The 25,458-nt window shown below is 63.7% G+C and carries 23 protein-coding genes and 1 tRNA gene; 14 read left to right on the plus strand and 10 right to left on the minus strand.

Features of this window, described 5'->3' with window-relative positions:
* Positions 1 to 46: 46 nt before the first annotated feature.
* From DCY11_RS06295 to DCY11_RS06305, 3 genes are read right to left on the minus strand one after another with little or no spacing between them, the layout of a single operon-like run.
* Complete coding sequence (locus tag DCY11_RS06295) at positions 47 to 655, minus strand: SCO family protein (RefSeq protein ID WP_108681972.1); 609 nt, start codon at positions 653 to 655, stop codon at positions 47 to 49.
* Positions 656 to 659: 4 nt separating this feature from the next.
* The gene (locus tag DCY11_RS06300; protein WP_108681974.1) at positions 660 to 1,514 is read right to left on the minus strand and encodes an ABC transporter permease; all 855 of its coding nucleotides are present in this window, start codon (positions 1,512 to 1,514) and stop codon (positions 660 to 662) included.
* On the minus strand, positions 1,511 to 2,323 hold the full coding sequence (locus DCY11_RS06305) for an ABC transporter ATP-binding protein (RefSeq protein ID WP_245409471.1): 813 nt from the start codon (positions 2,321 to 2,323) through the stop codon (positions 1,511 to 1,513). Before DCY11_RS06305 ends, DCY11_RS06300 begins: the two co-directional genes overlap by 4 nt.
* Positions 2,324 to 2,440: 117 nt before the next feature.
* On the opposite strand from DCY11_RS06305, the gene DCY11_RS06310 reads away from it, so the two are divergent.
* The 3 genes from DCY11_RS06310 to DCY11_RS06315 all read left to right on the plus strand — a co-directional run bounded on the left by DCY11_RS06310 (position 2,441) and on the right by DCY11_RS06315 (position 4,702).
* Complete coding sequence (locus DCY11_RS06310; protein ID WP_245409472.1) at positions 2,441 to 3,667, plus strand: sensor histidine kinase; 1,227 nt, start codon at positions 2,441 to 2,443, stop codon at positions 3,665 to 3,667.
* Positions 3,664 to 3,885, plus strand: coding sequence for a hypothetical protein (locus DCY11_RS15880; RefSeq protein WP_245409473.1), 222 nt, complete (start codon positions 3,664 to 3,666; stop codon positions 3,883 to 3,885). Before DCY11_RS06310 ends, DCY11_RS15880 begins: the two co-directional genes overlap by 4 nt.
* A gap of 265 nt (positions 3,886 to 4,150) precedes the next feature.
* The gene (locus tag DCY11_RS06315; RefSeq protein WP_174202163.1) at positions 4,151 to 4,702 is read left to right on the plus strand and encodes an ActR/PrrA/RegA family redox response regulator transcription factor; all 552 of its coding nucleotides are present in this window, start codon (positions 4,151 to 4,153) and stop codon (positions 4,700 to 4,702) included.
* A 12-nt stretch (positions 4,703 to 4,714) separates the two neighbouring features.
* Here the strand turns inward: DCY11_RS06315 and DCY11_RS06320 are convergent, their stop codons facing one another.
* Positions 4,715 to 5,200 (minus strand): MmcB family DNA repair protein, encoded by a 486-nt coding sequence (locus DCY11_RS06320; RefSeq protein WP_108683711.1) that lies wholly within the window; start codon positions 5,198 to 5,200, stop codon positions 4,715 to 4,717.
* Between the two features lie 122 nt (positions 5,201 to 5,322).
* Between DCY11_RS06320 and egtB the strand changes: the two genes are divergently transcribed.
* The 3 genes from egtB to DCY11_RS06335 all read left to right on the plus strand — a co-directional run bounded on the left by egtB (position 5,323) and on the right by DCY11_RS06335 (position 8,964).
* Positions 5,323 to 6,612: an ergothioneine biosynthesis protein EgtB gene (gene egtB / locus DCY11_RS06325; protein ID WP_108681977.1), complete on the plus strand. Its 1,290-nt coding sequence runs from the start codon at positions 5,323 to 5,325 to the stop codon at positions 6,610 to 6,612.
* Positions 6,612 to 7,607 (plus strand): L-histidine N(alpha)-methyltransferase, encoded by a 996-nt coding sequence (gene egtD / locus DCY11_RS06330; RefSeq protein ID WP_108681979.1) that lies wholly within the window; start codon positions 6,612 to 6,614, stop codon positions 7,605 to 7,607. Before egtB ends, egtD begins: the two co-directional genes overlap by 1 nt.
* 106 nt (positions 7,608 to 7,713) lie before the next feature.
* A complete protein-coding gene (locus DCY11_RS06335; protein WP_108681981.1) occupies positions 7,714 to 8,964 on the plus strand; it encodes a diphosphate--fructose-6-phosphate 1-phosphotransferase in 1,251 nt (416 codons plus the stop codon).
* Between the two features lie 25 nt (positions 8,965 to 8,989).
* On the opposite strand, the gene speE is transcribed toward DCY11_RS06335, so the two are convergent.
* Both speE and speD read right to left on the minus strand, forming a co-directional pair.
* Positions 8,990 to 9,844, minus strand: a complete 855-nt coding sequence (speE, locus tag DCY11_RS06340; RefSeq protein WP_108681984.1) for a polyamine aminopropyltransferase — start codon at positions 9,842 to 9,844, stop codon at positions 8,990 to 8,992.
* Positions 9,793 to 10,332 (minus strand): adenosylmethionine decarboxylase, encoded by a 540-nt coding sequence (gene speD, locus DCY11_RS06345; RefSeq protein ID WP_108681986.1) that lies wholly within the window; start codon positions 10,330 to 10,332, stop codon positions 9,793 to 9,795. The genes speE and speD overlap by 52 nt, the downstream gene beginning before the upstream one ends.
* A gap of 214 nt (positions 10,333 to 10,546) precedes the next feature.
* Between speD and DCY11_RS06350 the strand changes: the two genes are divergently transcribed.
* From DCY11_RS06350 to DCY11_RS06370, 5 genes are all read left to right on the plus strand, one after another.
* Positions 10,547 to 11,650, plus strand: coding sequence for a PHB depolymerase family esterase (locus DCY11_RS06350; RefSeq protein WP_245409475.1), 1,104 nt, complete (start codon positions 10,547 to 10,549; stop codon positions 11,648 to 11,650).
* A gap of 5 nt (positions 11,651 to 11,655) precedes the next feature.
* Positions 11,656 to 12,105 (plus strand): GNAT family N-acetyltransferase, encoded by a 450-nt coding sequence (locus tag DCY11_RS06355; RefSeq protein ID WP_159079846.1) that lies wholly within the window; start codon positions 11,656 to 11,658, stop codon positions 12,103 to 12,105.
* A gap of 13 nt (positions 12,106 to 12,118) precedes the next feature.
* Complete coding sequence (gene bcp, locus DCY11_RS06360) at positions 12,119 to 12,583, plus strand: thioredoxin-dependent thiol peroxidase (protein WP_108681992.1); 465 nt, start codon at positions 12,119 to 12,121, stop codon at positions 12,581 to 12,583.
* A gap of 18 nt (positions 12,584 to 12,601) precedes the next feature.
* Positions 12,602 to 14,071, plus strand: coding sequence for a serine hydrolase (locus DCY11_RS06365; RefSeq protein WP_159079847.1), 1,470 nt, complete (start codon positions 12,602 to 12,604; stop codon positions 14,069 to 14,071).
* A 166-nt stretch (positions 14,072 to 14,237) separates the two neighbouring features.
* Positions 14,238 to 16,010, plus strand: a complete 1,773-nt coding sequence (locus tag DCY11_RS06370) for a hypothetical protein (protein WP_159079848.1) — start codon at positions 14,238 to 14,240, stop codon at positions 16,008 to 16,010.
* 169 nt (positions 16,011 to 16,179) lie between these two features.
* On the opposite strand, the gene DCY11_RS06375 is transcribed toward DCY11_RS06370, so the two are convergent.
* The 4 genes from DCY11_RS06375 to DCY11_RS06390 form a co-directional block, all read right to left on the minus strand.
* Entirely contained in the window at positions 16,180 to 17,433 is a 1,254-nt protein-coding gene (locus tag DCY11_RS06375; protein WP_108683712.1) for a NupC/NupG family nucleoside CNT transporter, read from the minus strand.
* A gap of 127 nt (positions 17,434 to 17,560) precedes the next feature.
* Entirely contained in the window at positions 17,561 to 18,847 is a 1,287-nt protein-coding gene (locus DCY11_RS06380) for an NAD(P)/FAD-dependent oxidoreductase (RefSeq protein ID WP_108681998.1), read from the minus strand.
* A gap of 43 nt (positions 18,848 to 18,890) precedes the next feature.
* A complete protein-coding gene (locus tag DCY11_RS06385) occupies positions 18,891 to 19,202 on the minus strand; it encodes a hypothetical protein (RefSeq protein ID WP_108682000.1) in 312 nt (103 codons plus the stop codon).
* 134 nt (positions 19,203 to 19,336) lie between these two features.
* Positions 19,337 to 19,413, minus strand: a tRNA-Arg gene (locus DCY11_RS06390).
* Between the two features lie 215 nt (positions 19,414 to 19,628).
* On the opposite strand from DCY11_RS06390, the gene DCY11_RS06395 reads away from it, so the two are divergent.
* From DCY11_RS06395 to polA, 3 genes are all read left to right on the plus strand, one after another.
* A complete protein-coding gene (locus tag DCY11_RS06395) occupies positions 19,629 to 20,591 on the plus strand; it encodes an acyltransferase family protein (RefSeq protein ID WP_108683713.1) in 963 nt (320 codons plus the stop codon).
* Positions 20,592 to 20,700: 109 nt separating this feature from the next.
* Positions 20,701 to 22,371 carry an FAD-dependent oxidoreductase gene (locus tag DCY11_RS06400; RefSeq protein ID WP_108682002.1) on the plus strand — a complete coding sequence of 557 codons (1,671 nt, stop codon included), beginning with the start codon at positions 20,701 to 20,703 and terminating at the stop codon, positions 22,369 to 22,371.
* 91 nt (positions 22,372 to 22,462) lie between these two features.
* Positions 22,463 to 25,414, plus strand: a complete 2,952-nt coding sequence (polA, locus tag DCY11_RS06405) for a DNA polymerase I (RefSeq protein ID WP_108682004.1) — start codon at positions 22,463 to 22,465, stop codon at positions 25,412 to 25,414.
* Positions 25,415 to 25,458: the final 44 nt, after the last annotated feature.

Raw genomic sequence — 25,458 nt, forward strand, 5'->3', positions numbered from 1 at the left:
TGCTGCTGTACAATGACAGATGGCCGCAGGGCCGACTGTCGCGCGATCACAAATAGCGGCGCAATGTTTCAGCCATTTTTTCCGGGGACGTTCCGTACGGGAAATGCGTCACAAACTTGCCGTCCGGCCCCATGAGATAGAGGAGCGCCGAATGGTCGACGCTGTAGTTGTTGTCGCCCGCACCTTCTTCCTGGAACTTCTGATAGGTCACGCGGTACGCTTTCGCCGCTTCTGCGATCGCCTGCGGCGAACCTGTTAGACCGACAAAGTTCGGTCCGAAATTCTCAACATACGCGGTCACCAGTTCCGGCGTGTCGCGCTCCGGATCGACGGTGATGAAAATCGGGACGACCTTGTCCGCCTTGTCGCCAAGTTCGTCCAGCGCGGCAGACATGACCTGCAACTCCGCGGGACAAATATCCGGGCAGTGTGTGAAGCCGAAAAACACAAGCATGTAGCGCCCGCGAAAATCCTCGTCCGTGACGGTCTTACCGTCCTTGCCGACGAGTTCGAACGGGCCGCCGATCAGTGCCTGCCCGCTCGTGATCACGCGGTTCTTGTTCGGGGATGCCTGATTGAGCATGAGCGCGCCGACGCCGATCAGGGACCCAAGCAGAAAACTGCCGACAATCACGAGAAGCAAACGACGTTTCATTGTCTCACTCACCAAGCTGCAGCAATGAGCCGTTGTCACGGGCGCGGCTCAACAACCAACGGAACACGCCGTACCCCACGGCGAGATAGAACACGTTCAATCCGAACGCCCACCACAGATCGCCGGGATCGAAACGGTGTTCCAACAGAATCGCGCGCATGCCTTCGAAGACATGGGTCGGCGGAAGCGCAAGCGCGACGTATTGGAGCCAGCCCGGGAGTGCGGATAGCGGGTAGTACACACAAGTCAGCGGCAACAGCAAGAAGGCAAGCGACCAGGCCAGTTCCTCCGCGCCGAGGCCGTAGCGCAACATGACGCCCGCCGCGATCAGTCCCAAGGACCAGCTCGTCAGGACAAGCATGGCGAAGAACACCACGAGCCACAGACCGAGGTTGAGCAGGTTGAACTCGAAGATGAGGAACGCGGCCAGCGCCACGGGGATCATACCGACCGAAAGCCGCATGACGCTCCAGATGCAAAGCGCCATGACGAGCTCATGCGGGCGCAAGGGGCTGATCAGCAAATTGCCCAGATTGCGCGACCACATCTCTTCGATGAACGTCGTGAAGAAGCCGAGATTGGACCGGAACAGAATGTCCCAGAGCAGCACCGCCCCGATCAGGACGCCGGCGCCCTTCGCATACGGATTGTTCGTGCTCGCCAGGAACTTCTGCAGGAAGCCCCAGGTCAGCATCTGCAGGAACGGCCAATAGATCAGCTCAACGAGCCGCACGCTCGAACTGCGCAAGAGATAGATGTAGCGCCGCAGCAGCGCGCCGATGCGGCGCACCGACGATCGCACGCCGGTCGGCGCAAGAAGGATGGGACTGACAGTCTCGTCGAGCCGGTGCGCACTCATGAGGCTTCTCTTTGCACACGATCCGGCACGTCGGACGCGCTGCGTCCGCGCACGACGTCCAGGAACACGTCTTCGAGCGTTTCGCGGCCGTAGGCGGCGATGAGGGCCGCGGGCGTTTCGTCTTCGACGATGCGGCCGGCGTGCAGAAGAATGACGCGATCCGCCAGCCGTTCGACCTCGGCCATGTTGTGCGAGGCGATGAGCAGCGTGGCGCCCCGGGCCGATGCGTAGCCCTTGATCGTTTGACGCACCCAATCGGCCGTGTCCGGATCGAGCGATGCGGTGGGCTCGTCCAGGAGCAGAAGGTCCGGCGCGTTCAGCAGCGCCTTGGCAAGTCCCACGCGTGTCTTCTGTCCCGCCGAGAGTTTGCCCGTCGGCCGTTCCAGAAGCGCGTCGATCTGCAATTGCGCGGCGACGCTGGCAATACGTTCGCGCGCGTTGGCGATCCCGTAAAGACCGGCATAGACCATGAGATTCTGACGCACCGTGAGCCGCTGCGGCAGGTCTACGTAGGGACTTTGGAAATTCATGCGCTGCGCGACCGCATAGCGGTTGCTCGTGATGTCGGCGCCGAAGACGTGCACCGTCCCCGCACTTGGCCGGATCAATCCGAGCAGCATGGCGATGGTCGTGGTCTTGCCGGCGCCGTTGCCGCCGAGCAGCGCGACGGTCGATCCCGCTTCCAAGGTGAAGTCGAGATGATCGACGGCGGTCACGGATCCGAATCGTTTGGTGAGACCGCGCACGACAACAGGAGCCAGGTCGGCCGCAGCCGCTCCGCCTTCGTCCTGGTTGATGTCTCGCGCCACGTCGTCTCGATCCTTGCTGCCCCCGCGCTTTTCGGTCGCCTTGCGGTGTTGGGGCGCCTTGCGATACGGAACATCTTTGTCGGAATTATAGCTTCCGGCCCATGCTAGGGTTTCCTCATGAGCCTCACAGAAACGCAGCAGGCGACAATCGATCCCGTGCAGCCGGAATGGTTGCGCGCAGGCGATTCCCGGCTGCGCCTCCATACGATCGTGCGCCTCCGCTGGCTTGCCGTGGTCGGGCAGAGCCTGACCATATTGGCGGTCCAATGGGGACTGGGCATGACCGTCCCGATCGGCTGGTGCTTCGCCGTGATCGCGCTGTCGGCATGGCTCAACGTGGCTTTGCGCATCCGTTTTCCGGAGAGCCAGCGCCTGACCGCCCGCTCGGCGTTTCTGATGCTTGGCTTCGACATTATCCAGCTCGCCGCGCTGCTCTATCTCACCGGCGGGCTGGAAAACCCGTTTGCGTTTCTCCTGGTCGCGCCGGTCGCCGTGTCCGCCTCGGCCCTGCCGCTGCGCACGACCATTGCACTGGGCCTTCTCGCGATCGCTGCGGCGAGCGTCCTCGCATACGTCCACTACCCGCTGCCGTGGTGTCACCACGACAATGCGGGCTCCGAACTCTTTCATCACCCGATTGCTTGGTGCCATTCCCAAACGATCGCGATCCCGCAGCTCTACGTGCTGGGAGTCTGGGCGGCGGTCGTGCTCGGGATCGTCTTCATCGGCTTCTATACGTGGCGAACGGCGCAAGAGAACCGGCGCATGGCCGAGGCGCTGGCCGCGACGGAGATGGTGCTCGCACGCGAGCAGAGACTGTCCGCTCTCGACGGCATGGCCGCAGCCGCCGCTCATGGCCTCGGCACCCCGCTCGCCACGATCGCCGTCGCCACCAAGGAACTCCTGCACGCGGCCAAGGAAGGCGACCCGATCTACGACGATTTGCTTCTCGTCCGGCATCAGGCCGAGCGCTGCCGCGACATCCTGAAGGAATTGAGCGCGCGCGCCGAGGAACTCGATACGATTCTCTCGCGGCTGCCTGTCAGCCACCTCATCGATGAGGTGGTCGAACCCTATCGGCCGCTCGCCGTCCCGATCCACGTGACTGCAGGTCCGCAACCTAGCGTGTCCACGAGCAGCGATGCGGTGCGCGAGCCGGTGACCGATCGCAATCCCGGTGTCCTGTACGGCCTCGGTAATCTGATCGAGAATGCCCTCGACTTCGCCAAGGACGAGGTCAATGTCGACGCGAGCTGGTCGCGCGACGAAGTCCGGATCGTGGTTACCGACGACGGGGACGGGTTCCCCCCGATGTCCTCGAGCAACTCGGCGAGCCGTTCGTGACCACACGGCCCGCCGCGACTGTCGACCACGACGAGCCGGGTCATGCCGGCATGGGATTGGGCTTCTTCATTGCCAAGACGCTGCTCGAGCGGTCTGGTGCGCGCCTTGAACTCGCCAATCGGCCCGAGCCCGAAACAGGGGCCGTCGTAACGGTGATCTGGCCAAGGAAGGCGTTCGAAGAGCCCCAATGTTGCGATCAAGCGGAATTGGCGATTTAGGCTTCCGTGGCCCCCTTTGCCCATCGGCTGCCGTATTCTTCACCATAAGGGTAAAACACAGCCGTGAACGGCCCAGTTTTTCCGTTTTTCCGTTAGAATAGGCCGTGGCGGAAACTGCCAAGACTTGTCATGACTGGTTAAAGACCTTACCTGTCAGCCAAGCTATATAAGGCAAATTGTACTCGCGTCCGGGAGGACACGCCCTTTGGTTGGGTTGTACGACCGCAAAGGGAGCAGACTTATGGATATGCAGCCGGTACTACCGATGTCAGAGGATCTCAGCGGCCCCCTCCAGGACAACACGCTACTGATTGTCGACGACGATCGGGCGTTCCTGCAGCGCTTGGCGCGCGCCATGGAAACCCGGGGCTTTGCCGTCGAGGCCGCAGGCTCGGTGGATGAAGGCTTGGCAATGCTTCGGCAGCGGCCCCCGGCCTTTGCCGTCGTGGACATGCGTCTCGATGACGGCAGCGGCATCGATGTCGTCGCGGCCTTGAAGGAAATCCGGCCCGATTCGCGGGCGGTGATCCTCACCGGCTACGGCAATATCGCGACGGCCGTTTCGGCGGTGAAGATCGGCGCCGTCGATTATCTCGCCAAACCCGCCGATGCCGACGACGTTTACAATGCGCTCGTTGCGGCACCCGACGACAAGGCGTTGCCGCCGGAAAATCCGATGTCGGCGGACCGTGTCCGGTGGGAGCACATTCAGCGCGTCTATGAGCTTTGCAATCGCAATGTCTCGGAGACGGCGCGCCGGCTCAACATGCATCGCCGTACGCTTCAGCGAATCTTGGCGAAGCGCGCCCCCAAATAGCGACAGGGCGCGTTAGCTTCTCAAGCCACACCCCGGATCCAGCTGGTGCTGGAGCCGGAGCGCGGCGGCGCGCGCGAAACACAACATCATCGCTTTGCGCCGCGCGGCATTGAGCCGGTCCTCTTTGGGCTCGCGGACAAGTTCCGCGCCGTAGCGATCGGCGAGAATCAGCCCGGCGTGTTCCGGAATCACCTCACTCGGGAAATCCGCAGACACCGCGAAGTAGAGCCTGTCGCAATAGTCGAGATATTCGTGCCACTTTCCGTCAGTGCGATAATCGGTAAGACAGGACTTGATCTCGACAATCGTGATGTCGCCCGAGGCGGAAAGCCCGACAACGTCCGCACGCCGGCCGTTCGAGAGCGGCAATTCCGTGATCACCGAATGGCCATAGGCGCGCAACGTGCGGCAGACGCCGCGCTGTAGCGCGGCGGCGGCCTCCGACTGGCGCCCGTCGACCACGATCAACGGATCCTGTTCCACGTTGGGCACTGACATTTCCTTCTGAAATTGCCCGATCATCGTCACGGAATTGTGCATGGTGACGTGTTTCGAGATATGGAACAAGCTGTTCGGCGTAGTGTTGCCCCTTAGGGTCCAAACGGTAACCGGGAGGAACCATGAGCCTCACACAGACTATCCTCGCAGACTCACCCCAAGACACACCAACGCGATACGACCGCCTCGGTCAGAGACTGATGGCGACGCGCGCCCTGTCGCACGAACTCGCCGCGCCGTTGAGCGACGAAGATCAAGTCGTTCAAGCCATGGACGACGCCAGTCCGACGAAATGGCACCTCGCCCACACGACCTGGTTCTTCGAGGCGTTTGTCCTGTCGCAATTTCTTCCCGGCTATACCCGCTTCGACGAACGTTTCGAATACTGCTTCAATTCCTATTACGAGAGCGTCGGCGCCCGCCATCCGCGCCCCTTTCGCGGCCTGCTGACGCGCCCCTCGGGCGATGAGGTCCGCGCCTACCGCGCCTATGTGGACGAGGCACTCGACAGCTTGTTTGCCGGCGAGATTCCGGACGAGGCCGCCGCGCTCGTCGAACTCGGCATCAATCACGAACAACAGCATCAGGAATTGCTGCTCACGGACATTTTGAGCCTGTTCGCGTCCCAGCCGCTGAAACCGGCCTATCGCGACGCCGCGCCGGGCGAACCCGCCGGCACGCCCGATCCGCTGACATTCGTCGCGTTCGACGGCGGCGTGTTCGAGGTCGGTCATGACGGCAGCGGCTTCTCTTATGACAACGAGGGACCGCGCCACGAGCAACTCATTCGTCCCTTCAAGCTCGCCAATCGCTGCGTCACCAATGCCGAATGGATCGCCTTCATCGAGGACGGCGGCTACGAGACGTCGGCGCTGTGGCTTGCGGACGGATGGAACCTCATCAACGCTGAGGGCTGGCGCGCGCCGCTCTATTTCGAGCGGGCTCAAGACGGGTACGGTCAGATGGGGCTCCGAGGCTTTCGCCCCGCGAACCCCGCCGCGCCGGTGACCCATGTCAGCTATTTCGAGGCGGATGCCTTCGCCCGGTGGGCCGGTTACCGGCTGCCGTCCGAGTTCGAATGGGAACATGCCTCGGCCGGTCTTGCCGAGAACGGACGAACGCTCGGGAGCGGCTTCTTGAGCCCGCAACCCGCAACAGACGACGCGGGACTGAATCAGATGTTCGGCGATGTGTGGGAATGGACGGCCAGCGCCTACCTGCCCTATCCGGGCTACAAACCGGCCCCGGGCGCCGTCGGCGAGTACAACGGCAAATTCATGTGCAATCAGTTCGTCCTCAAGGGCGGGTCGTGCGCGACGCCCGACGGCCATGTCCGCCGGACCTACCGGAACTTCTTCTATCCCCACCAGCGCTGGCAGTTCACGGGCCTGCGGCTCGCGGCGGACGCGTAATGTCGAGCGCGTTCTCCCTGTCACAGGCGCGCGACGGCAACGTCGCAGAAGCCGACGAGCCGACGCGTGCCGTTCGCGACGCCGAGTTCGCTACAGCCGTCCTGGAAGGTCTTGCGCAAAAGCCCCGCCACATTCCCTCGCGCTTTCTCTACGACGAGGCAGGCTCTGCCCTGTTCGAGGAGATCACGAAGCTCGACGAATATTATCCGACCCGCACGGAGATCGCGTTGCTTCGGGCCTATGGCGACGAGATCGCCGAGTGCGTCGGTCCGGTCGAGACCTTGGTCGAGTTCGGCTCCGGGTCGAGCCGGAAAACGCGCCTCCTGATCGAGGCACTGGACGGCCTCGAGACATACGTGCCGATCGACGTTTCGGAGAGCTTCCTTGCGGAAGCCGCTGAAGGGTTGGAGGCCGACTTCGAGGATCTGACCGTCCGCCCCGTCGTCGGCGATTTCACCAAGCCCCGCGACCTCCATGGCATCGAGGCCGATGAGCCGCTCGGGTTCTTCTCCGGCTCCACGATCGGCAACCTCACCCACGAGGAGGCCACGGACTTTCTCGAGAACGCCACGCGGCTGCTGGGACCGGGAAGCACCTTCCTGATCGGCGTCGATCTTCAGAAGAACCTCGACATCCTGATTCCGGCCTATGACGACGCGCGCGGCGTAACCGCATCGTTCAGCCTCAACCTGCTGGCGCGAATCAATCGGGAGCTCGACGGCGATTTTGATGCGGACCGGTTTGCTCACCGGGCGGTCTACAATCCGCGCCAAGGGCGCATCGAGATCTATCTCGAGAGCCTCGCGGATCAGACCGTTCACGTTTTGGGGCAGCGCTTCGACTTCACGAAAGGCGAGCGCATCCACACCGAGAACTCCCACAAATACTCGATCGAGGGCTTTCAGGATCTCGCCCGGCGCGGCGGCTGGGAGCCGGCAGAGGTCTGGACCGACGAAGCGGCGCTTTTCAGCCTGCACCTTCTGCGAGCGGCCTAGAGCAGCCCGGACGCAGCTTCCCCCGCAGCGGCGCCCAAGGTCTTGCAACGGGTCAAGGCTCCGGGGCATGGTGCCGCCACAACGAGGAGCCAAGAAGGGGTAGCGCGTGTCTGATCTTCCAACCGGGAATGCGGCCATTGGCCAGTCAGGCGGCCCGACCGCCGTCATCAACCAGTCGCTCGTGGGCGTCGTCGAGGGCTTGCAGAAGGGCCTCGTTGCCTCCGGGACGGTGAAGCAGATCCTCGGCATGCGCCATGGCGTGCGCGGCATCGCCAAGGATGGCGGCGACCTCGTCGATCTCACCACGATGCCCGCCAAGACACTCGAGGCCGTCGCCCAGACGCCGTCCGCGGCGCTCGGCTCCACCCGCGACAAGCCCGACGAAGAATACTGCGCGCAGATTCTCCAAGGCTGCCGCCAGAACAACATTCGCTACTTCTTCTATATCGGCGGCAATGATTCCGCCGACACCTGCCGCATCGTGAGCGAGAAAGCGGCAGAGGCGGGCTACGAGATGCGCTGCTTCCACGTACCGAAGACCATCGACAACGACCTCAAAGAGAACGATCACACGCCGGGCTTTGCCTCCGCCGCGCGCTTCGTGACGCTCGCCCACATGGGCGATGCGCTGGACAATGCCAGCCTCGGCGGCATCAAGATCAATGTCGTCATGGGCCGGCAAGCGGGGTTTCTCACGGCTGCCGCGTCGCTCGCACGCGGATGCCGCGAAACCGACAAGGACGCCGCCAAGCGGCCTGCGCCCCATCTGATCTACGTGCCGGAAGTGCCATTCGTGATGGATCACTTCCTCCACGACGTCGATCGGGTCTACTCGGCCTTGGGCCGCTGTCAGATCGCCGTGAGCGAAGGTATCCGGGACGCCGACGGCAACGAGATCGGGCCACAGCTCATGCGCTCGGGCGAAGTGGACGCCCACGGCAATGTGCAGCTTTCGGGCTCGGGCGCCCTCGGTGACGGCCTCGCCGATGCGGTGAAGAAGGCACTGACCCCGGCGGGCGGTAAGGCGCCGCGCGTCCGCGCCGATACGTTCGGATATTTGCAGCGCTGCTGGCCGGTGACGTCATCCATCGATGCCATGGAGGCTCGTGGCGTCGGGCGGCACGCAGCCAAGCTCGCAGCCGACGGCGACGCTGGCGCCTCCATCACCATCATCCGGACCTCGAACGTGCCCGGCGACTACCGAAGCGAGTTCGGCCGGGCGGACTTGTCGGCGGTGGCGCGCCACGCGCGGCATATGCCGGAGGATTTCTCGGACGACGGCAACAACATCAGCGCCGTGTTCTACGACTATTGCCACCCCTTGGTGGGCGAGCTGCCGACCTTCGGAAAACTCTGAGCGGCGCCGCCAAGCTTCGAGCGAACTAGGCTTCGACCAAGTCCAGAACGTAGTTCGGCAGCGCGAACGCGGCGACATGGACGCGCGGATTCCAGTACTTCGTCGGGAACGCGCCTGCCGCGGCGTAACGCCATTCGATCTCGCCAACCGTATACTGCCGCAGGTCGTCGTTGTCGCTCGCCCAGCCATAGGACATGGCATCGCCGAAATAGCTCGGTGTGGTCGCCATGTAAGCGAACGCGTCCTCGAACAACTCGCGGAAATAGCCGACGGACTGCTTGAGCTCGGACGCCTGCAGGAAGGGCAGCCCGTTCTGCGTGACGAGGACGCCGCCCGGCGCCAGCGCGCGCTTGCAGTCCGCATAGAACTCTTTCGTGAAGAGCACAGCCCCCGGCCCGATCGGATCGGTCGAGTCGACGAGGATCACGTCGAAGCGCTCGTCCGTCTCGGCCACGAATTTGGTGCCGTCGGCAATGACGACACGTGTACGCTTATTGTCGAAGGCGCCGTTCGAGATTTCCGGAAAGTGCTCGCGGCACAGGTCGATCACGCTGCGGTCGATCTCGCATAGCGTGGCGCGTTTCACGTCCGGATGCCGCAGCACCTCGCGCAGGACCCCGCCATCACCGCCGCCGATCACGAGCACGTTCTTCGCCTTGCCATGGGCGAAGAGCGGCACGTGCGCCATCATCTCGTGATAGACGAACTCATCCTTCGTGGAGACCTGGACGACGCCATCCAACATCATCACGCGGCCGAAATCTTTGTTCTCGAAGATTATCAGCTGCTGATGTTCGGTCTGGCTGTCGAACAGAACCTTGTCCGCCTTCAGGCGGACGCGGAAGCCGCCATGGAGTGTCTCTTCGACCCAACGGTCCATCGCTCAAGTTCCCTACCGCGAAGTTCGGTTTTCACGACCACGTTGTCCGGAGAAAACGCGCGTTTCATGACCTCGATCGTCGCGTTCGGATCGGCGGCGCCGCACATGAACACGTCGAGCGCCGCATAGCCGTATTCGGGCCAGCTGTGGATCGAGATATGCGACTCGGCAAGAACCGCAACGCCGGACACACCGCCATTCGGCTCGAAGTGATGCAGATGGATGTGCAGGAGAGTGGCGTTCGCCTCCTCCACGCACTGCCTCAGCGTCGCTTCGATGTGCTCCAGGTCGTCGAGCCGTTCCGCCCCGAGAAGATCAATTATGAGATGCGTGCCCGCGTAGCGCACACCATCTCGCTCACAGAAAAAGTCCTTGCGCTCTTCAGCCATCTCGGCCTCGAGGCACAAGGTTTGCGTTTCTTCCGTTTGGGCGGTGCTTGAACCATGATCCAAGTCCATCCCCAATTGGAAGAGGGCGTCACTGGACATGGCGTCCTCCCCAACCAGTAGATAGATCCAGTCGAATAAGGGGCAGTTCTTTGCACCGCGCGAGTCACCCTTGCAAGTGGTTTTTTGGTGGCAAAGGTCACATTGGGACCCCGTGACGCGTGGTATGAACTCACAGACGCGCTCTAACTTCGATTGTGACAGTCGGCGCCCTCCGCCGAGGCTGGCGCACCCTTCCCGAGGAGCCTGTGCGACGATGACCTTCCTGGTGCGAAGCTGGGCCGCGACCCAATCCGCCGCTCTCGGTTCGGTAATGTGCTGTGCGCTCCTCGCGCCCGGACAAGCCGCCGCCGAGGCGCTGCCAAAGCTCGGCGCTGAACTGTCGCAGACCTCCGTATCCGGCCTGTCGTCCGGCGCGTTCATGGCCGGGCAACTGGAGATCGCCCATTCCGAAGACATCGTCGGCGCCGGAATTGTCGCCGGCGGTCCGTTCGCCTGCGCCGAATCAGCAATCGCGCGGCTGTTCCCCTATTGGGCCACCGGGGTGACGCAGAACGCGATACAGGCGGCGCAAAGCTGCATGAAAACCACCCTCGGCGAGCCGGACCCCGAGAAGCTGATCGCGCGCGCTCGCGAGCTGGCCGACGACGGCGAGATCGATCCGCTCTCGGCGCTCGCGACGCACAACATCTATCTCTATTCCGGCGACAAGGATTCCACGGTCAGCCGTCCCGTGGTCGAAGCCGCCAAGAAATTCTACGAACTCGCCGGCGTGCCGGAGGGCAACATTTCCTATGTGGAGGGCGACGGCGGCCACGCGTTCATCACCGAGGAAGGCGGCGCGGCTTGCGGCCTCTCGGAAACGCCTTTCGTCAGCGACTGCGACTACGACCAGGCCCGCGCCATCCTCGGCTGGATCTACGGTCCGCTGACGCCCGCGGCCGGCAAAGCGGAAGGCGACTTCGTCGTGTTCGAACAGGCCGAGTTCACCGAGGCCGGCGAAGGGCTGGCCGATGAAGGCGTCGTCTATATTCCGCCTTCGTGCCGGGAGACTCCCGGCTGCCGGGTGCACGTGGCCTTGCACGGCTGCCAGCAATCGCGCACCCGAGTCGGGGGCACCTTCATCGAGGACACGGGCTACGCAGAGTTGGCCGACACCAACCGGCTGATTATCCTGTTCCCGCAGATCGCCTCCAGCGCCGTGAACCCGCAAGGGTGCTGGGACTGGTGGGGCTATACGGGTCTCGACTATCTTGGCAAGGACGCGCCGCAGATCAGCGCGCTCTGGAAGATGGTGGAGCGTCTCGCGGAACCTCCAGCGGAGGAAACCCCGGTAGAGGCGTCGCCCGAACAGGAGTGACCGTCATGGACCACAGCACGACCGTCCTGATCTTCGAGGCGCCTGTCGGCTCCGGCCTGTACCGCGATGCCTTGCGTTTGCGCGAAGATATCCTGCGCCGGCCCTTGGGCCTCACAGTGAGTTCCGAGGAACTGGCGGACGACAGCATGCGCCAGCACTTCTGCGCCGTGGATTGCGGCGCGGTGGTGGGCACGGTGTCCCTGCGGCCCCTGGACGAGACCACGCTGCATCTGAAACAAATGGCCGTTGTCGAGCCAAAACGGGCCGCGCGTATCGGCTCGCGACTGGTTGCCCACGTGGAGCGTTGGGGCACGTCCGCCGGTTTCCGGCTTATGGTCGCCCATGCACGGGTCGGCGCCGAGGGGTTCTACCTCAAGCACGGCTACGCGCAGGAGGGCGCGGCATTTTTTGAACAGACGATCCCGCATGTGCGGGTTACGAAACGACTCAGATAGGAGGCATTACGGTATGAGCTTAGAGGTCGGCGACAAGGCGCCCAATTTCAAACTGCCGACGGACGGCGGCGGCACCATCTCCCTGAAGGACCTCAAGGGTGAAACCGTCATCCTCTATTTTTACCCCAAGGACGACACGTCGGGCTGCACGGCGGAGGCATGCGCCTTTCGCGACGCGCTGCCGGACTTCTCCAAAGCGAAGGCGAAAGTCATCGGCATCTCCAAGGACCCGGTGAAGAAGCACGACAAGTTCAAGGAGAAGTACGAGCTGACCTTCCCGCTGGCCTCGGATGAGGATGGCGCGGTTTGCGCGGACTACGGCACCTGGGTCGAGAAGAGCATGTACGGCCGCAAATACATGGGCATCGACCGCTCGACCTTCCTCATCGACGGCAAAGGCGTCATTCGCGCGATCTGGCGCAAGGTGAAAGTGCCGGGCCACGTGGACGAGGTGCTAAAGGCGGCACAAGACCTGTAGCGGGCGGAAGGGCGTCCCGTGTCAAAACCCGTCATGCGCTCCGGCAGGATCTGGCTGGCCGCGCTGGTCCTAGTGATCTCGGCGGTCGCGTTCTTCGCCGGGCCGCCGCTGTACCGCATCGCCCTGCTCGGCTCCGGCTACATGGCCCAGCAGCTCTGCGCAGGACTGTTTGTCTCCGGCCGCAGCTTCGACCACGTGATGGCCGAGGATTTGTCGGGTCCGGGCTTTGGCCCATTGGCGCTGTTCACCCCTCACGTGGACGAAACCGCCAAGACCGTACGTGCGTCCGCGTTCGGCATTGCCGGCCAGACGGCGGTCTACAGGCACGGGCTCGGCTGCACGCTCATCCGGCATCGATCGGCGGCCGCCTATGGCGCGGAGAACCCCGATCCGTTCACGGCAGACCTGCCGGCGGCACCGGACGCGGAGTGGCCGCAAGGGTCGCGTGTCGCGGCCGGCGCTTGGGGAAGAGACTTCGAATGGCCCGATGGCGTGGATGGGCAGGCTGCATCCCAGGCCGTCGATGCCGTGTTCGCGGACCCCGACCCGGAACGGCCGCGCGCTACGCGGGCGCTCGTGGTCGTGCACAAGGGCCGCATCGTCGCCGAACGCTATGCCCCCGGTTTCGATGCGCATATGCCGCTCGTCGGGTGGTCCATGAGCAAGACGGGAACGAACGCGCTTATCGGTCTGCGGGTCAAAGATGGAGCGCTTGCTCTCGACGATACGCGCCTGATGCCCGAGTGGCTCGGGCGGGACGACATGCGCAGCGAGATCACGGTCAACACGCTGTTGCGCATGACGTCTGGACTGGCCTTCCACGAGGACCCGGACGACAAGCTGAGCGACGTATCCCAGATGATGTTCGTGCAAGGCAACACGGCGGCGTTCGCGGCGTCCAAACCGCTTGCGTATGCACCCGGCACACACTGGTCGTACTCGACGGGCGCGGCGGCGATCCTGTCGGGCGTGCTGCGCGAGACGTTCGACGACGAGCGGGACTATCTGAGCTACCCCCGCGAACGCCTTTTCGGACCGCTCGGCATGCGCACGGCGCAACTCCCACCCGACCCGTCCGGTACGTTGATGGGCGGGGCGTTTCTCTACGCCTCGGCGCGCGACTGGGCGCGGCTCGGACTCCTGTATCTGCAGGACGGGAAGTGGGGCGGCGAGCAGATCCTCCCCAAGGGCTGGGTCGCCTATACGACGCGGCCGACGGCGCAATCGCCTGAGGACGAGTACGGGGCACAGGTCTGGCTGAAACTGGAGAAGTCCGAAAATCTCGGCGAGCCGCCCATGCCGGCCGACTCGTTCTACATGCTCGGCCACAACGGTCAGGCCGTGGCCATGATCCCCTCCAAGGACCTGGTGGTCGTGCGGCTCGGGCAAACACTGAACGGCGGCGATTGGGACACGGCACGCGACCTCGGTCCGCTCGTGAACGCCTTCCCCGACAAGACGCCGAGAGCCCGGTTTCTAGGCGAATAGCTCTGCTAGCGGCCTCTCCTGTCTCTCCGGACGGGCAAAGTGGAGCAGCAGGCAACCAAAAAGTGGCAATTCAGGCAGGAACTTATGGCACCTATTTGTAGTCGTATTCGCAAAATAACGCCTGTTACGGTGGCGCGCGATTCTGCAACCTTTGGGGGAGGTTGTGTTGCCGAGCTTTGCCGCCATAACAACAACAAGGCCGTTGAGCGACACGGACATCATCAAATACCGAGATGCCACGCTGCGGGCGGCACTTTATCACCCGTCGACCGTTCGGACCTTCATTCACCAGTCACGTCGCTCTGTCGTCTTTGAACTGTGCGGACTTGAGTCTGCGGCCGTCTCGGAAGGACCCCATCGGAGTTTTGCGACCCTCAGCCTTTTCGAGGGGCGCGCGGTAGATGGGACCGAAGGCGAATTTCTCACCACCCAAGCTGTGATACGGCGCAACCCCGACCCGGCACGCATCCAAGGTGCCTTTTACTGGCTGCGTGTGAACCGGGCGGGAGACGTCCTGGTTGATTACGATCCGCTGCTAGCGATCCCACTCTATTACGCCACGGCCACCGGCCTATCCGTGATCTCCGACCGCTCCTCCATTTGCGCCGCGATCGTTGGCGATGAAGCGCCTGACCCCCTTACGGGAACGTGGGTATCGAGCCTCGGCTACGCTGTCGGCGAGCGGACCATGTTCGAGCGGGTACGGCGTGCATCGGTCAATTCCAAATTGCTGTCTCGTCATGGTGAGATCGTTGATGTTCCCTCTGGAGGTTCGCCATTCCACAGAAAGGGCTTTAGCAGCGGCAAGAAGAAGCTGCTCGCCTATCGCGAAGCTGTCGCCTCATTGTTGCAGGCGCACGTCAAGGAGCATGGGGCGATCCGCCTTGGCCTGACCGGTGGAAAAGACTCCAGGCTCGTGCTCTCCTTCCTTCTCGACGCTGGCCTGCACCACCAATCCGAGTTCTTCGTTCACGACTTCGCTGCCGATCGTGGCGGGGGAGCCGATGCGGTCGTCGCGCAACAGATCGCACGCATGTTCGGATTGAACCTTGAGGTGATCCCTCGCCCTTCGGCGGTCAGCGAGCCTCCTTCGGTCGATGCTTTGATCAACCGACTAGAGGCGCATGCTTTCTCTGTCGACGGACTAACCAGTGGCTGGGATGCCATTCGCGTTTCACCACCATCGAGGTCTAGGGACGTGGACGTGAAGGGCCTCTACGGCGAGGTGCTCAAGCACTTCTATAAGAGACGAGCGCCCGAGCTTTCTGGCTACAGCATAGAAACGACCATTCCGACATTAGACCCGTTCGGCGCGTTCTTGGAGCACACCAAAGAGACGCTAAGCGCCGACTTGCTCCCCGTCTTGGCACGCCATGCGCCCAGACGATCCAACAGCCGTGATTTTGCAGATGTCTTCTACTGCACTCAGCGCCTTCCAAACTGGGCAGGGGTCAACTATGGCGCAAAGCGTCACTCAAGCCTGGCATTTTCACCTCTCTACAATAGAGCGCTGCTGGCATTGCCATTCCGGGTTTCCTACAAGGAACGGCAAGCGCAGCGCTTTCATCACGATATCATCAGTCTGGTTTCGCCGGAGCTCGCGGACATAGCCTTCGCGAACGACAAATGGGCACCCCATCTTCGTAGGTCCCCCCCACCCGTCACGGATCCCCCTGGCATTCCGAAGCATGGTGGCTGGCAGTACACCCTTGCGAAGTGCCCCGAGATCACCAGCTACGTGACGGAGGTCATAGCCTCGTCTTCAGCCGCGTGGACTGCCATGATTGACCGTGCCCGGGTTATTCAAACGATTAGAGATGGCTCCCTCACACCGAGGCAGATTTCCTCGATGCTGGGACTGGTCACGACGAGCCTGTTTGAGATGGGCGAGCTTACCGCTCCCAAGACGAGTTTCGTCGGGCACTTTTGCCCGGACTAGTCCCACTTTGCGCTGGAGCCACGTACCGACGCGACCGCGGTTTCGCCCGAGTTCCGCCCCCAGCCATAGAGGCAAATGCTTGTGTTGGCACTGTCGACTGTTTCGTGCGGCACGCGACCTCGGTCCGCTCGTGAACGCCTTCCCCGACAAGACACCGAAAGTCAGGTTTCTAGGCGAATAGCCCCGCCATCGCGCCCGTCATGAAGCAGGCGATCGTACCGGCGATCAGCGCCTTGGGGCCGAGAGCCACGATCTCCGCCCGCCGCTCCGGTACCATGGTGGCGAGGCCACCCAGCATGATGCCGAGACTGCCGAGATTGGCGAAGCCGCACAGCGCATAGGTCAGGATCACGTCGCTGCGCGGCGACAGCGCGCCTTCGGGCAGCTCCGCCATGGAGAGATAAGCGACCAGCTCGTTGAGCACGATCTTGGTGCCCATCAGTTCGCCGGCGAGCCCCGCCTCGTTCCAAGGAATGCCGATGAGCCACGCAACCGGGGCCAGCAGCCAGCCGAGCATGCGCTGGAGGCTCAATCGGAACCCGCCGATCTCGGGCAAGAGGCCCAGCGCCATATTCACGAGATGCACGAGAGCGATGGCCACGATCAGCAAAGCTGCGACGGCAACGACGAGCCGGAGGCCGTTGAGCGTCCCATTGACGATGGCCTCGGCCGCGCTGGTGGCGTCCTCGTCGGGACCGTGCTGCTCAACCGCATCGCCGGTGTAGTCGCCGGGCACCATCAGCGCCGCGATGGCGACGGCGGCCGGCGCGCTGATCACCGAAGCGGTCATGAGCGTTCCGGCGGCATCGGCCAGCACCGGCGACAGGACCGCCGCGTAGAGCACGAACATGTTGCCCGCGATCGTCGCCATACCGGCGGTCATCACCAGGAACAGACCGGCGCGGCTCATGTCGCGCAGATACGGGCGGATCAGCAACGGGGCTTCGATCATGCCGACAAAGACATTGGCGGAGGACGCGACGCCCACGGCGCCGCCGAGACCGATGGTGCGTTCGAGCAGCCACGCGAAGCCCTGGACGATCTTCGGCAAGATGCGCCAGTAGAACAGCACGGCGCTCAGCGCGCTCACGATCAGGATGAGCGGCAGGCCTTGCGTGGCGAGGATGAAGACGTTCTGCGGCTCCGTCGCCTCGAACGGCGTGGGGCCGCCGCCGAGATAACCGAACACGAAGGACGTGCCGGCGAGCGTTGCTTGCCGCACCGCCTCGACGGCCTTGTTGAGCCAGGAAAGCGCGACCGTGACCGGCGGCACGCGCAACAGCAGAAGCGCGAGAACGACCTGGAGCGCCATCGCGCTCGCTACCACCCTCGCGGACACGGCGCGCCTGTCCTCGCTGATAGCCCAAGCGAAGCCCAATAGGACGAGAAGTCCGAGCGCAGATTGAAGCACGCCCTGCCACATAGCGATTGATCCCCCCAACTCCGACGACACCCCGCGTACGCCTTTGCCGTCCGCACCGTCAAGCGCGGCGGTCAACGGGCGTTCTCCCGCCCGTTCGAGCTGGAGATCATTCTCCAAGGCGCACGTGTCAGCCGAAGACCTGTCCCGTTATGGTCTGGAACCAGTCCTGGGCGTAGCCGGCCTCGCTCCGCCGGAATTTCTCTGACGCATGAGTGGGGCTGACGCCGCCGGCGTTCTCGATGGCCTCGATGGTGTCGTCGCCCTGCCTATAAACGCCGGCGACGGAGATGCCATAGTCGGGCGCCACGAGGCTGTAGCAGACATTGTCCAGTTTCGTGCGAATCGGCTCTTCGCCGTTCAGGAGACGGGCGACCTGCATCGCACACACCTTGCCTTGGGCGTTCGCGGAGAACGCGGATTTCGGCATGGCGCCGGCGATCGAAGCATCGCCGAGAACGTGGATTCCCGGCTGCAGGCGCGACTCGAACGTCACCGGATCGATCGGACACCAGCCTGTTGCGTCCGCAAGACCGGTGTCCTGGGCAATCCTAGGCGCCTGTTGGGGCGGGATGACATTGGCCACGTCCACGCGGAACTCCCGCGTCTCCGTCACCAGCACCATCTCCTTCGGCTTGACCGCGATGACGGGTCCGAAATCGAAGATCCCGTGCCATTCGACCCTGTCGCCGTAGAGTTGCTTCCAGGCGCGCCGAAACAGAAGGTCTTTCGAGAACGATTCCTTCGAATCCAGGATGAGTACCTTCGCGCGCGGCTTGCGCGCCTTCAAATAGTGCGCGATCAGGCTTGCACGCTCGTAGGGACCGGGGGGACACCGGAATGGATTGGTGGGGGGCGCGATCGCCACCACGCCGTCGTCGGGCATTTCCTCGATCTGCTTGCGCAGGAGCACGGTCTGCGGTCCCGCTTTCCAGGCATGGGGCATGATTTCCGCCGCCGCTTCGTCGTAGCCCGCGATCGCGTTCCAGATGAAGTCGATGCCCGGCGCCATGATCAGGCGATCGTAGGAGAAGACGAGCCCCCCGTCCGTCCGCACGGTCCTCGCGGCGGGGTCGACACGGGTCGCCTTGTCGAACACGACGCGCACGCCCGCAGCCTCGACGCCGTCATAGCCGAAGCGCAATATCGAGTACGGCTTCAAGCCGGCGATCACGGCATTGCTGAAGGGGCAGGAATAGTAAGCGCGCTTCGGCTCGATCAGCGTCACCTCAAGGCGCGGATCGGCGGCGCGCAAGAAACGGGCGACGGTTGCACCGCCATAGCCACCGCCGATGACCACCACCCGTGCGGATGTGCCCGCCGCCTTCAACCGCGCGGGCAGGCCGGCGGCAATCGCCGCGGTGGCAGCCGTCGCCAAGAACCGGCGGCGTGTCGGCGTGCTGGGGTCAGAGCTCATGCGGTCGGGTGCCCATGCAAGGAAGTGAGACGGTCGTTCAGCATCACTGCGCGGTCCCTTGTGCAGCGATGTAGTCCGACAAAAGCGCGATCTCCCCGTCGTCGTAGCCTTTGGCGAGCCGGCCCATCACCGTGCTTTCGCGCTGTCCTGATCGAAAAGAGAGAAGCAAATCGCGGATCTCGGCCGCCGGGCGCCCGTAGATCGATGGAAACCCCTCGTCGCTTGCGTTTTTGGCATGGCATCCCGAACAGCTCGCGGCCAGCAGGGCGGCCTCGGCGTCGACCGTCTGCGCCGGCGCCTGATCCTGGGCGGCGCACATCAAGGGGGCCGGCAAGAACACCAAGCCGATCGCCAAGAGAAACGATCTCACAATGGCCCTCCTGATCGCGACGACCGTGGCGGCCTTCGGAGGAGTTGGAACGTGTCCCCATTGCGCGCTCAGGACCAGCGCTCGTTGCGGGCGTTCTAGCCCGCGGAGGACCCTGTTTGTGGCGCACCCGACAAGATTCGAACTTGTGACCTCTGCCTTCGGAGGGCAGCGCTCTATCCAGCTGAGCTACGGGTGCTATCGCGGAATCTGTGCGCGAACCTAACCAAACCGTGATCGCGAAGCAACGGCCCCTTAACCCCGCCTGAGGGGTATTGTAACCCGAGAATTGGGCAGGCCGCGCCCGCTCGCCATAGCGGGGGCCAGTACGCCAGGGAACGGAGGCAGGAGCGGGTGACGACCAGTTCGGACAGAATTGCCTGGGTCGACTACGCCAAGGGCATCTGCATCATCATGGTGGTGATGATGCATTCGACCCTCGGCGTCCAAGAGGCCACAGGCGAACCGAGCTGGATGGGCGCGCTCGTCGCCTTCGCCAAGCCCTTCCGCATGCCCGATTTTTTCTTGATTTCCGGCCTTTTTCTCGCCCGCGTGATCGACCGCCCCTGGCGCAAATACCTCGATACGAAGGTCGTCCACTTCGCCTATTTCTACGTCCTCTGGGTGACCATCCAGTTCGTCGTCAAGGCGCACCACTTCGCCGAAGACGGTTTGGCCGGGGCCTTGGAAGCCTATGCCCTGGCCTACATCCAGCCCTTCAGCACGCTCTGGTTCATCTATCTGCTGCCCATCTTCTTCGTGGTCTCGAAGCTCACGCGTGGCATCTCGCCGCTCATTGTCTGGCCCCTGGCGGCGGCGCTGCAGATCGCCGGCGTGGACACGGGCAGCATCGTGATCGACGAATTCTGCGCCCGCTTCGTCTATTTCTACTCCGGCTACGTCTTCGCGGCCTTCTTCTTCCGCTTCGCGGATACGGTGCAGCAGCATCCGCGCGAGGCCGCTGCCCTGCTAGTCGGCTGGGCTGTTTTCGAGGCCCTGATGGTGTTCGGCGGCGTGTCCGAGCTCCCGGTCGTCAATCTGGGGCTGGGCTTCCTGGGAGCGCTCGCCGTGATCTCCTCCGGCGTGCTGCTGTGGCGGTTGGGCGTGGCCGACTTCGTGCGCTACGCAGGCGAGAACTCGATCGTCATCTATCTCGCCTTCTTCCTGCCCATGGCCGCGACTCGGATCCTCCTGCTGAGGTTCGCGCCCGGGCTCGACACGGGGCTGGTCTCGTTGATCGTAACCGCCATGGGGGTGGTCGTGCCCCTCATTTTTCACCGATTGGTCCGGAATACGGCCTTCAGCTTCCTGTTCAAACGCCCGGATTGGGCCAAATTGGACCCCACACCCGTGAGCCCGCCGGCCAAGGCCTCCTAAGAGGCCCGAAATCCCGGGTTCATGGCTTACTTGACGCGCTTGAGCATAGGCGTCACCTATGCGGCCTCAAGGCTAAGAGGCGGCTGGGCAGCCGAGGGTGAATAAGAGGATGGCGGATAAAAAGAAGGTCATCGTTATCGGCGGCGGTTTTGGCGGCGTGTTCGCGGCCAAATCCTTGGAGAAGCTCGGACGCGGCGAAGTCGACGTCGAGCTGATCAACAACAACAACTATTTCGTGTTTCAGCCCCTCCTGCCGGAGGTGGCGTCGTCGAACCTGAATTCCTCGGACGCGGTAGTGCCGCTACGGCAGCTCCTGAGCCGGGTGCAGGTGCGCCAGGCGCGCGTCATGGGCATTGATTTCGAGCGCAAGATCGTCATCGTCATCCAGGGCGCCCGAATGACGCCCGTGGAACTGCCCTACGACGAACTCGTCATCGCACTCGGCACCGGCGTGGACCTCGCCCGCATTCCGGGCATGTCGGACCACGCCTTGACGATGAAGGACCTGACGGACGCGCACATGCTGCGCACCCACGTGATCGGCTGCCTGGAGACTGCGGACGTCACCACCGACACGCTGGTCAAGGATCAGCTGCTGACTTTCGTCGTCGTGGGCGCGGGCTTTTCAGGCGTCGAGACGGCTGCCGAGACCAACGAGCTGATCAGCCGCGCGCTGCGCTACTACCACAACATCACGCCCGAAGAGATCCGCATGTATCTCATCGAGTTCGCACCGCGCATCCTGCCCACCTTCCCGGCGGACCTTGCCGACTACGCCACGAAAAATCTCCGGGCGAACGGGGTGGAGGTACTGACCGGCGTGGGCACCAAGTCGGCCACCTCCACGGGCGTCGAACTGACCAACGGCCGGGTGATCAATTCCTCGACCATCGTGGCCACGATCGGCAACGGGCCGCACCCGCTGGTGGACGCGCTCGGCCTCGACATGAAGTGGGGCCGCATCAAAACCGACAGGTTCATGCAGGTCCCCGGTCACGACCATGTCTGGGCGCTGGGCGACGCGGCGCTGATCCCGCTGAACGACGATCCGCAGGACGACCCGGCCGATTACGCGACACAGACCGCGCAGTTCGCGGTGCGCGAGGGCTATCAGCTCGCCGCCAATATCGTGGCGAAGCTCAAGAGCGAGCCGCTGAAGCCCTTTGCCTACACGTCCAAGGGCTCCCTCGCCTCGCTCGGCATGAGTAAGGCCGTGGCGGACGTCTACGGCGTCAAGATGCACGGCATTTTTGCCTGGCTGCTGTGGCGCGGATTCTATCTGTCGTTCCTGCCCGGCCTCGTGTCGAAATTCCGTGTCGGGCTGAACTGGATGATCAACGCCGTGATGCCGCCCAATATCGTGCAGCTGCGCATGCCGGCGCCGGCTACCCGCTACATCCATTACTGGGAGGGCGACAAGGTCTTCGAACCCGGCATGCTGATCGACGGCTTCTATACGGTGATCAAAGGCCGCTTCAAACTGACCATCGACAATCCCGACACGGGCGAGCATTTCGAAAAGGAATTCGGGCCGGGCGACCATTTTGGCGAACGGGTCCTGCTCAAGTCGCATTTGCGCACCGGCCTTGTCGAGGCGCTCGAAGACGGTCTGCTGCTCTTCACCGCGCAGAAGGATTTCCGGCGTTTCGCGCGGGCCTTCCCGCCGCTCGAGAAGTACTTCCGGAGCTATATCGACGAGACCTTCGGCGGCCCGGACAAGGCCTTTGCGCCAGGCAATGTCATGGACGAGAAGGAAGACGAGCACCAGCCGCAGGCCTGAGGCCCCTATCGTCGTCTCGTGCAAGCTCCTTGTGGCCGTTTAGGCTTTCCCCCTCCCGCGCAGGGCCCGCAGTCCTTATAGTCGCCCGGTCATGACCAAGAAGAGCACCGCCTCAACCGGCGCCAACAAACCTGCAGGGCCCGGCGACCACGTCTACCTGATCGACGCCTCGGGCTATATTTTCCGCGCCTACCATGCGCTGCCGCCCCTAACACGCCCTTCTGACGGTCTGCCCATCGGCGCCGTGCACGGGTTCTGCGCCATGCTGTGGAAGCTGTTGCGGGACGCGGACGAACTGGCGCCGCCGACGCATCTGGCGGCGATCTTCGACAAGTCCGAGCATACGTTCCGCAACGAGCTCTACGCGGGCTACAAGGCCAACCGGTCGGAGACGCCCGAGGATCTCGTGCCGCAGTTTCCGCTGGTGCGTGATGCAACGCGCGCGTTCAACGTCGCCTGCATCGAGAAGCTGGGCTACGAGGCCGATGATCTGATCGCGACCTACGCGCTGCAGGCCAAGGACGCCGGCGCCGACGTCACCATCGTTTCGTCCGACAAGGACCTGATGCAATTGGTGGGTCCCGGCGTGCGCATGTACGACACCATGAAGAACAAGGTGATCAACGAGGAGGGCGTGGTCGAGAAATTCGGCGTGCCGCCCGAGAAGGTCATCGAGGTGCAGGCGCTGATCGGCGATACGTCCGACAACGTGCCGGGGGTGCCGGGCATCGGCGTCAAGACGGCCGCCCTGCTGATCGGCGAGTACGGCGACCTCGATACGCTGCTGTCGCGCGCCGAGGAGATCAAACAAAAGAAGCGCCGTGAGAACCTGATCGAATTCGCGGACCAGGCGCGGCTGTCGCGCACGCTCGTGACGCTGGATACGCAGACGCCGCTGGACGTGCCGCTGGCCGAAACGGCCGTGCGTGCGCCCGAGCCCGAGGCGCTGCTCGGTTTCATGCGTGAGATGGAGTTCACCACGCTGACGAAACGCGTGGCCGAGGGACTTGGCGCGCCCGTTCCCGACGGCCTCGACAAACCGAAGAAGACTGCCCGCAAGAAGAAGGATGACTACGACCATCCCTTGCGGCAGAGCCCGCGCGGGGCTACCGGACCCGCCCGCGATATCGCCGTCCAGGGGGGATCGCCCCGCGAGCTGGCCGCCGAGCGTCAGGACCGGATCGAAGACATCCCCTTCGACCGCAGCGCCTACGAGACCGTGACGGACACCGCCCGGCTGTCTGAACTCGTGGAGGGCGCGCGCGAGCAAGCCTTCGTGGCGCTGTCGGTGAAACGCGACCGCGCCGATCCCATGGCATCCGACATTGCCGGTATCGCGCTGTCGCTAGGGCCCGGCCAGGCGGCTTACATTCCCATGGCCCATCGCGCCGGTGACGGGCTCGATCTCGGCGGTGGTCCGGAGATTGCGCAGATTGCCCCCGCCGAGGCGCTGAAACTGCTGAAGCCGCTGCTCGAAGACGAGGCCGTGCTGAAGATCATCGCCGACGCCAAGCCCGCCATGGTGGTGCTGGCCCGCTACGGGATTGCTCTGGACAGCGTCGACGACCCCACACTGATCTCTTACGCGCTGGATGCCGGGCGGTCGGATCACACCCTGGCGAAGCGCACGGCGGCCCTGTTCGGACACACCTGCTTCACCGAGAAGGAGGTGGTGGGCACCGGCAAGTCTGCGATTCCCTTCGACCAGGTCGACGTGGCGCGGGCCACGGAAGCGGCGGGCGAAGAAGCCGACGCGGCCATGCGGATGTGGATGGTGCTGAAGCCCCGCATGCCTTCGGAAGGCGTCACGGCCGTTTACGAGACACTCGAGCGGCCGCTGGAGCCGGTTCTGGCCGAGATGGAACGCGCCGGCATCAAGGTTGACCGGGCCATGCTGGCACGGCTCTCCGGCTCGTTCGCGCAGACCATCGCGCGGCTCGAAGACGAGATCCGGGAACTGGCTGGCGAAGACTTCAATATCGGCTCGCCAAAACAGCTCGGCGAGATCCTATTCGACAAGATGAGCCTGCCGGGCGGGCGCAAGACCAAGACAGGCGCCTGGAGCACGGACGCCGCCGCGCTCGACGAACTCGCGGCCGCAGGCCACGACCTGCCGCAGAAGATTCTCGAATGGCGGCAGCTCGCGAAGCTGAAAAGTACGTATACGGACGCTTTGCCCGCCTATATCAACCCGGACACGGGACGCGTGCATACGCGCTACGTTCTGGCGTCCACCACGACGGGGCGCCTCGCCTCCCAAGAGCCGAACCTGCAGAACATTCCCGTGCGCACCAAGGAAGGCCGCGAGATCCGCAAGGCCTTCGTGGCCGAACCCGGCAAGACACTGATCAGCGCGGACTACAGCCAGATCGAACTGCGCGTGCTGGCCCACATGGCCGACACGCCGACCTTGCGCCAAGCCTTCGCGGACGGCCTCGACATTCACGCCATGACGGCGTCGGAGATGTTCGGCGTGCCCATCGAGGGCATGGACCCGGGCGTCCGGCGGCGCGCCAAGGCCATCAATTTCGGCATCATCTACGGCATCTCGGCGGTGGGGCTCGGCGCGCAGCTCGGCATCCCGCGCGGGGAGGCGGCCGCCTATATCAAGACCTATTTCGAGCGCTTTCCCGGCATCAAGGACTACATGGAGCAGATGAAGGCCGAAGCGAAGCATTCCGGCTACGTCTCTACCCTCTTCGGGCGCAAAGTCCACTACCCGGAGATCAACACGAAGAATCCGAGCTTGCGCGGAAACTATGAGCGCGCTGCCATCAACGCGCCGATCCAAGGTTCGGCGGCGGACATCATCCGCCGCGCCATGATCCGCATGCCGGAGGCCTTGCGCGATGCAGGGCTGGAAGCCCGCATGCTCTTACAGGTTCACGATGAGCTGATCTTCGAAGCGCCTTCGAGCGAAGCGGAGAAGACCATGAAGGTCGCGCGCGCGATCATGGAAGCCGCACCGGCCCCCGCGCTCGAGCTCAAGGTGCCGCTCAAGGTCGACGCCCGCGCCGCCGACAACTGGGAAGCTGCGCACTAGGGCCGGGGCAATTCGCGCATTGACGGCGGGTGGGCCGGTGCGCG

Source organism: Methyloceanibacter sp. wino2 (assembly GCF_003071365.1).
Classification (GTDB): domain Bacteria; phylum Pseudomonadota; class Alphaproteobacteria; order Rhizobiales; family Methyloligellaceae; genus Methyloceanibacter.

Excerpts from the sequence above, each read along its gene's own strand:
- DCY11_RS06355 (WP_159079846.1), top strand. The coding sequence starts at position 11,656 with ATGGACCACAGCACGACCGTCCTGATCTTCGAGGCGCCTGTCGGCTCC.
- DCY11_RS06380 (WP_108681998.1), bottom strand. The coding sequence starts at position 18,847 with ATGAGCTCTGACCCCAGCACGCCGACACGCCGCCGGTTCTTGGCGACG.
- egtD (WP_108681979.1), top strand. The coding sequence starts at position 6,612 with ATGTCGAGCGCGTTCTCCCTGTCACAGGCGCGCGACGGCAACGTCGCA.
- DCY11_RS06375 (WP_108683712.1), bottom strand. The coding sequence starts at position 17,433 with ATGTGGCAGGGCGTGCTTCAATCTGCGCTCGGACTTCTCGTCCTATTG.
- bcp (WP_108681992.1), top strand. The coding sequence starts at position 12,119 with ATGAGCTTAGAGGTCGGCGACAAGGCGCCCAATTTCAAACTGCCGACG.
- DCY11_RS06320 (WP_108683711.1), bottom strand. The coding sequence starts at position 5,200 with ATGTCAGTGCCCAACGTGGAACAGGATCCGTTGATCGTGGTCGACGGG.
- polA (WP_108682004.1), top strand. The coding sequence starts at position 22,463 with ATGACCAAGAAGAGCACCGCCTCAACCGGCGCCAACAAACCTGCAGGG.
- DCY11_RS06295 (WP_108681972.1), bottom strand. The coding sequence starts at position 655 with ATGAAACGTCGTTTGCTTCTCGTGATTGTCGGCAGTTTTCTGCTTGGG.
- speD (WP_108681986.1), bottom strand. The coding sequence starts at position 10,332 with ATGTCCAGTGACGCCCTCTTCCAATTGGGGATGGACTTGGATCATGGT.
- DCY11_RS06350 (WP_245409475.1), top strand. The coding sequence starts at position 10,547 with ATGACCTTCCTGGTGCGAAGCTGGGCCGCGACCCAATCCGCCGCTCTC.
- speE (WP_108681984.1), bottom strand. The coding sequence starts at position 9,844 with ATGGACCGTTGGGTCGAAGAGACACTCCATGGCGGCTTCCGCGTCCGC.
- DCY11_RS06315 (WP_174202163.1), top strand. The coding sequence starts at position 4,151 with ATGTCAGAGGATCTCAGCGGCCCCCTCCAGGACAACACGCTACTGATT.
- DCY11_RS06300 (WP_108681974.1), bottom strand. The coding sequence starts at position 1,514 with ATGAGTGCGCACCGGCTCGACGAGACTGTCAGTCCCATCCTTCTTGCG.
- DCY11_RS06310 (WP_245409472.1), top strand. The coding sequence starts at position 2,441 with ATGAGCCTCACAGAAACGCAGCAGGCGACAATCGATCCCGTGCAGCCG.
- egtB (WP_108681977.1), top strand. The coding sequence starts at position 5,323 with ATGAGCCTCACACAGACTATCCTCGCAGACTCACCCCAAGACACACCA.
- DCY11_RS06395 (WP_108683713.1), top strand. The coding sequence starts at position 19,629 with ATGGTGGTGATGATGCATTCGACCCTCGGCGTCCAAGAGGCCACAGGC.
- DCY11_RS06400 (WP_108682002.1), top strand. The coding sequence starts at position 20,701 with ATGGCGGATAAAAAGAAGGTCATCGTTATCGGCGGCGGTTTTGGCGGC.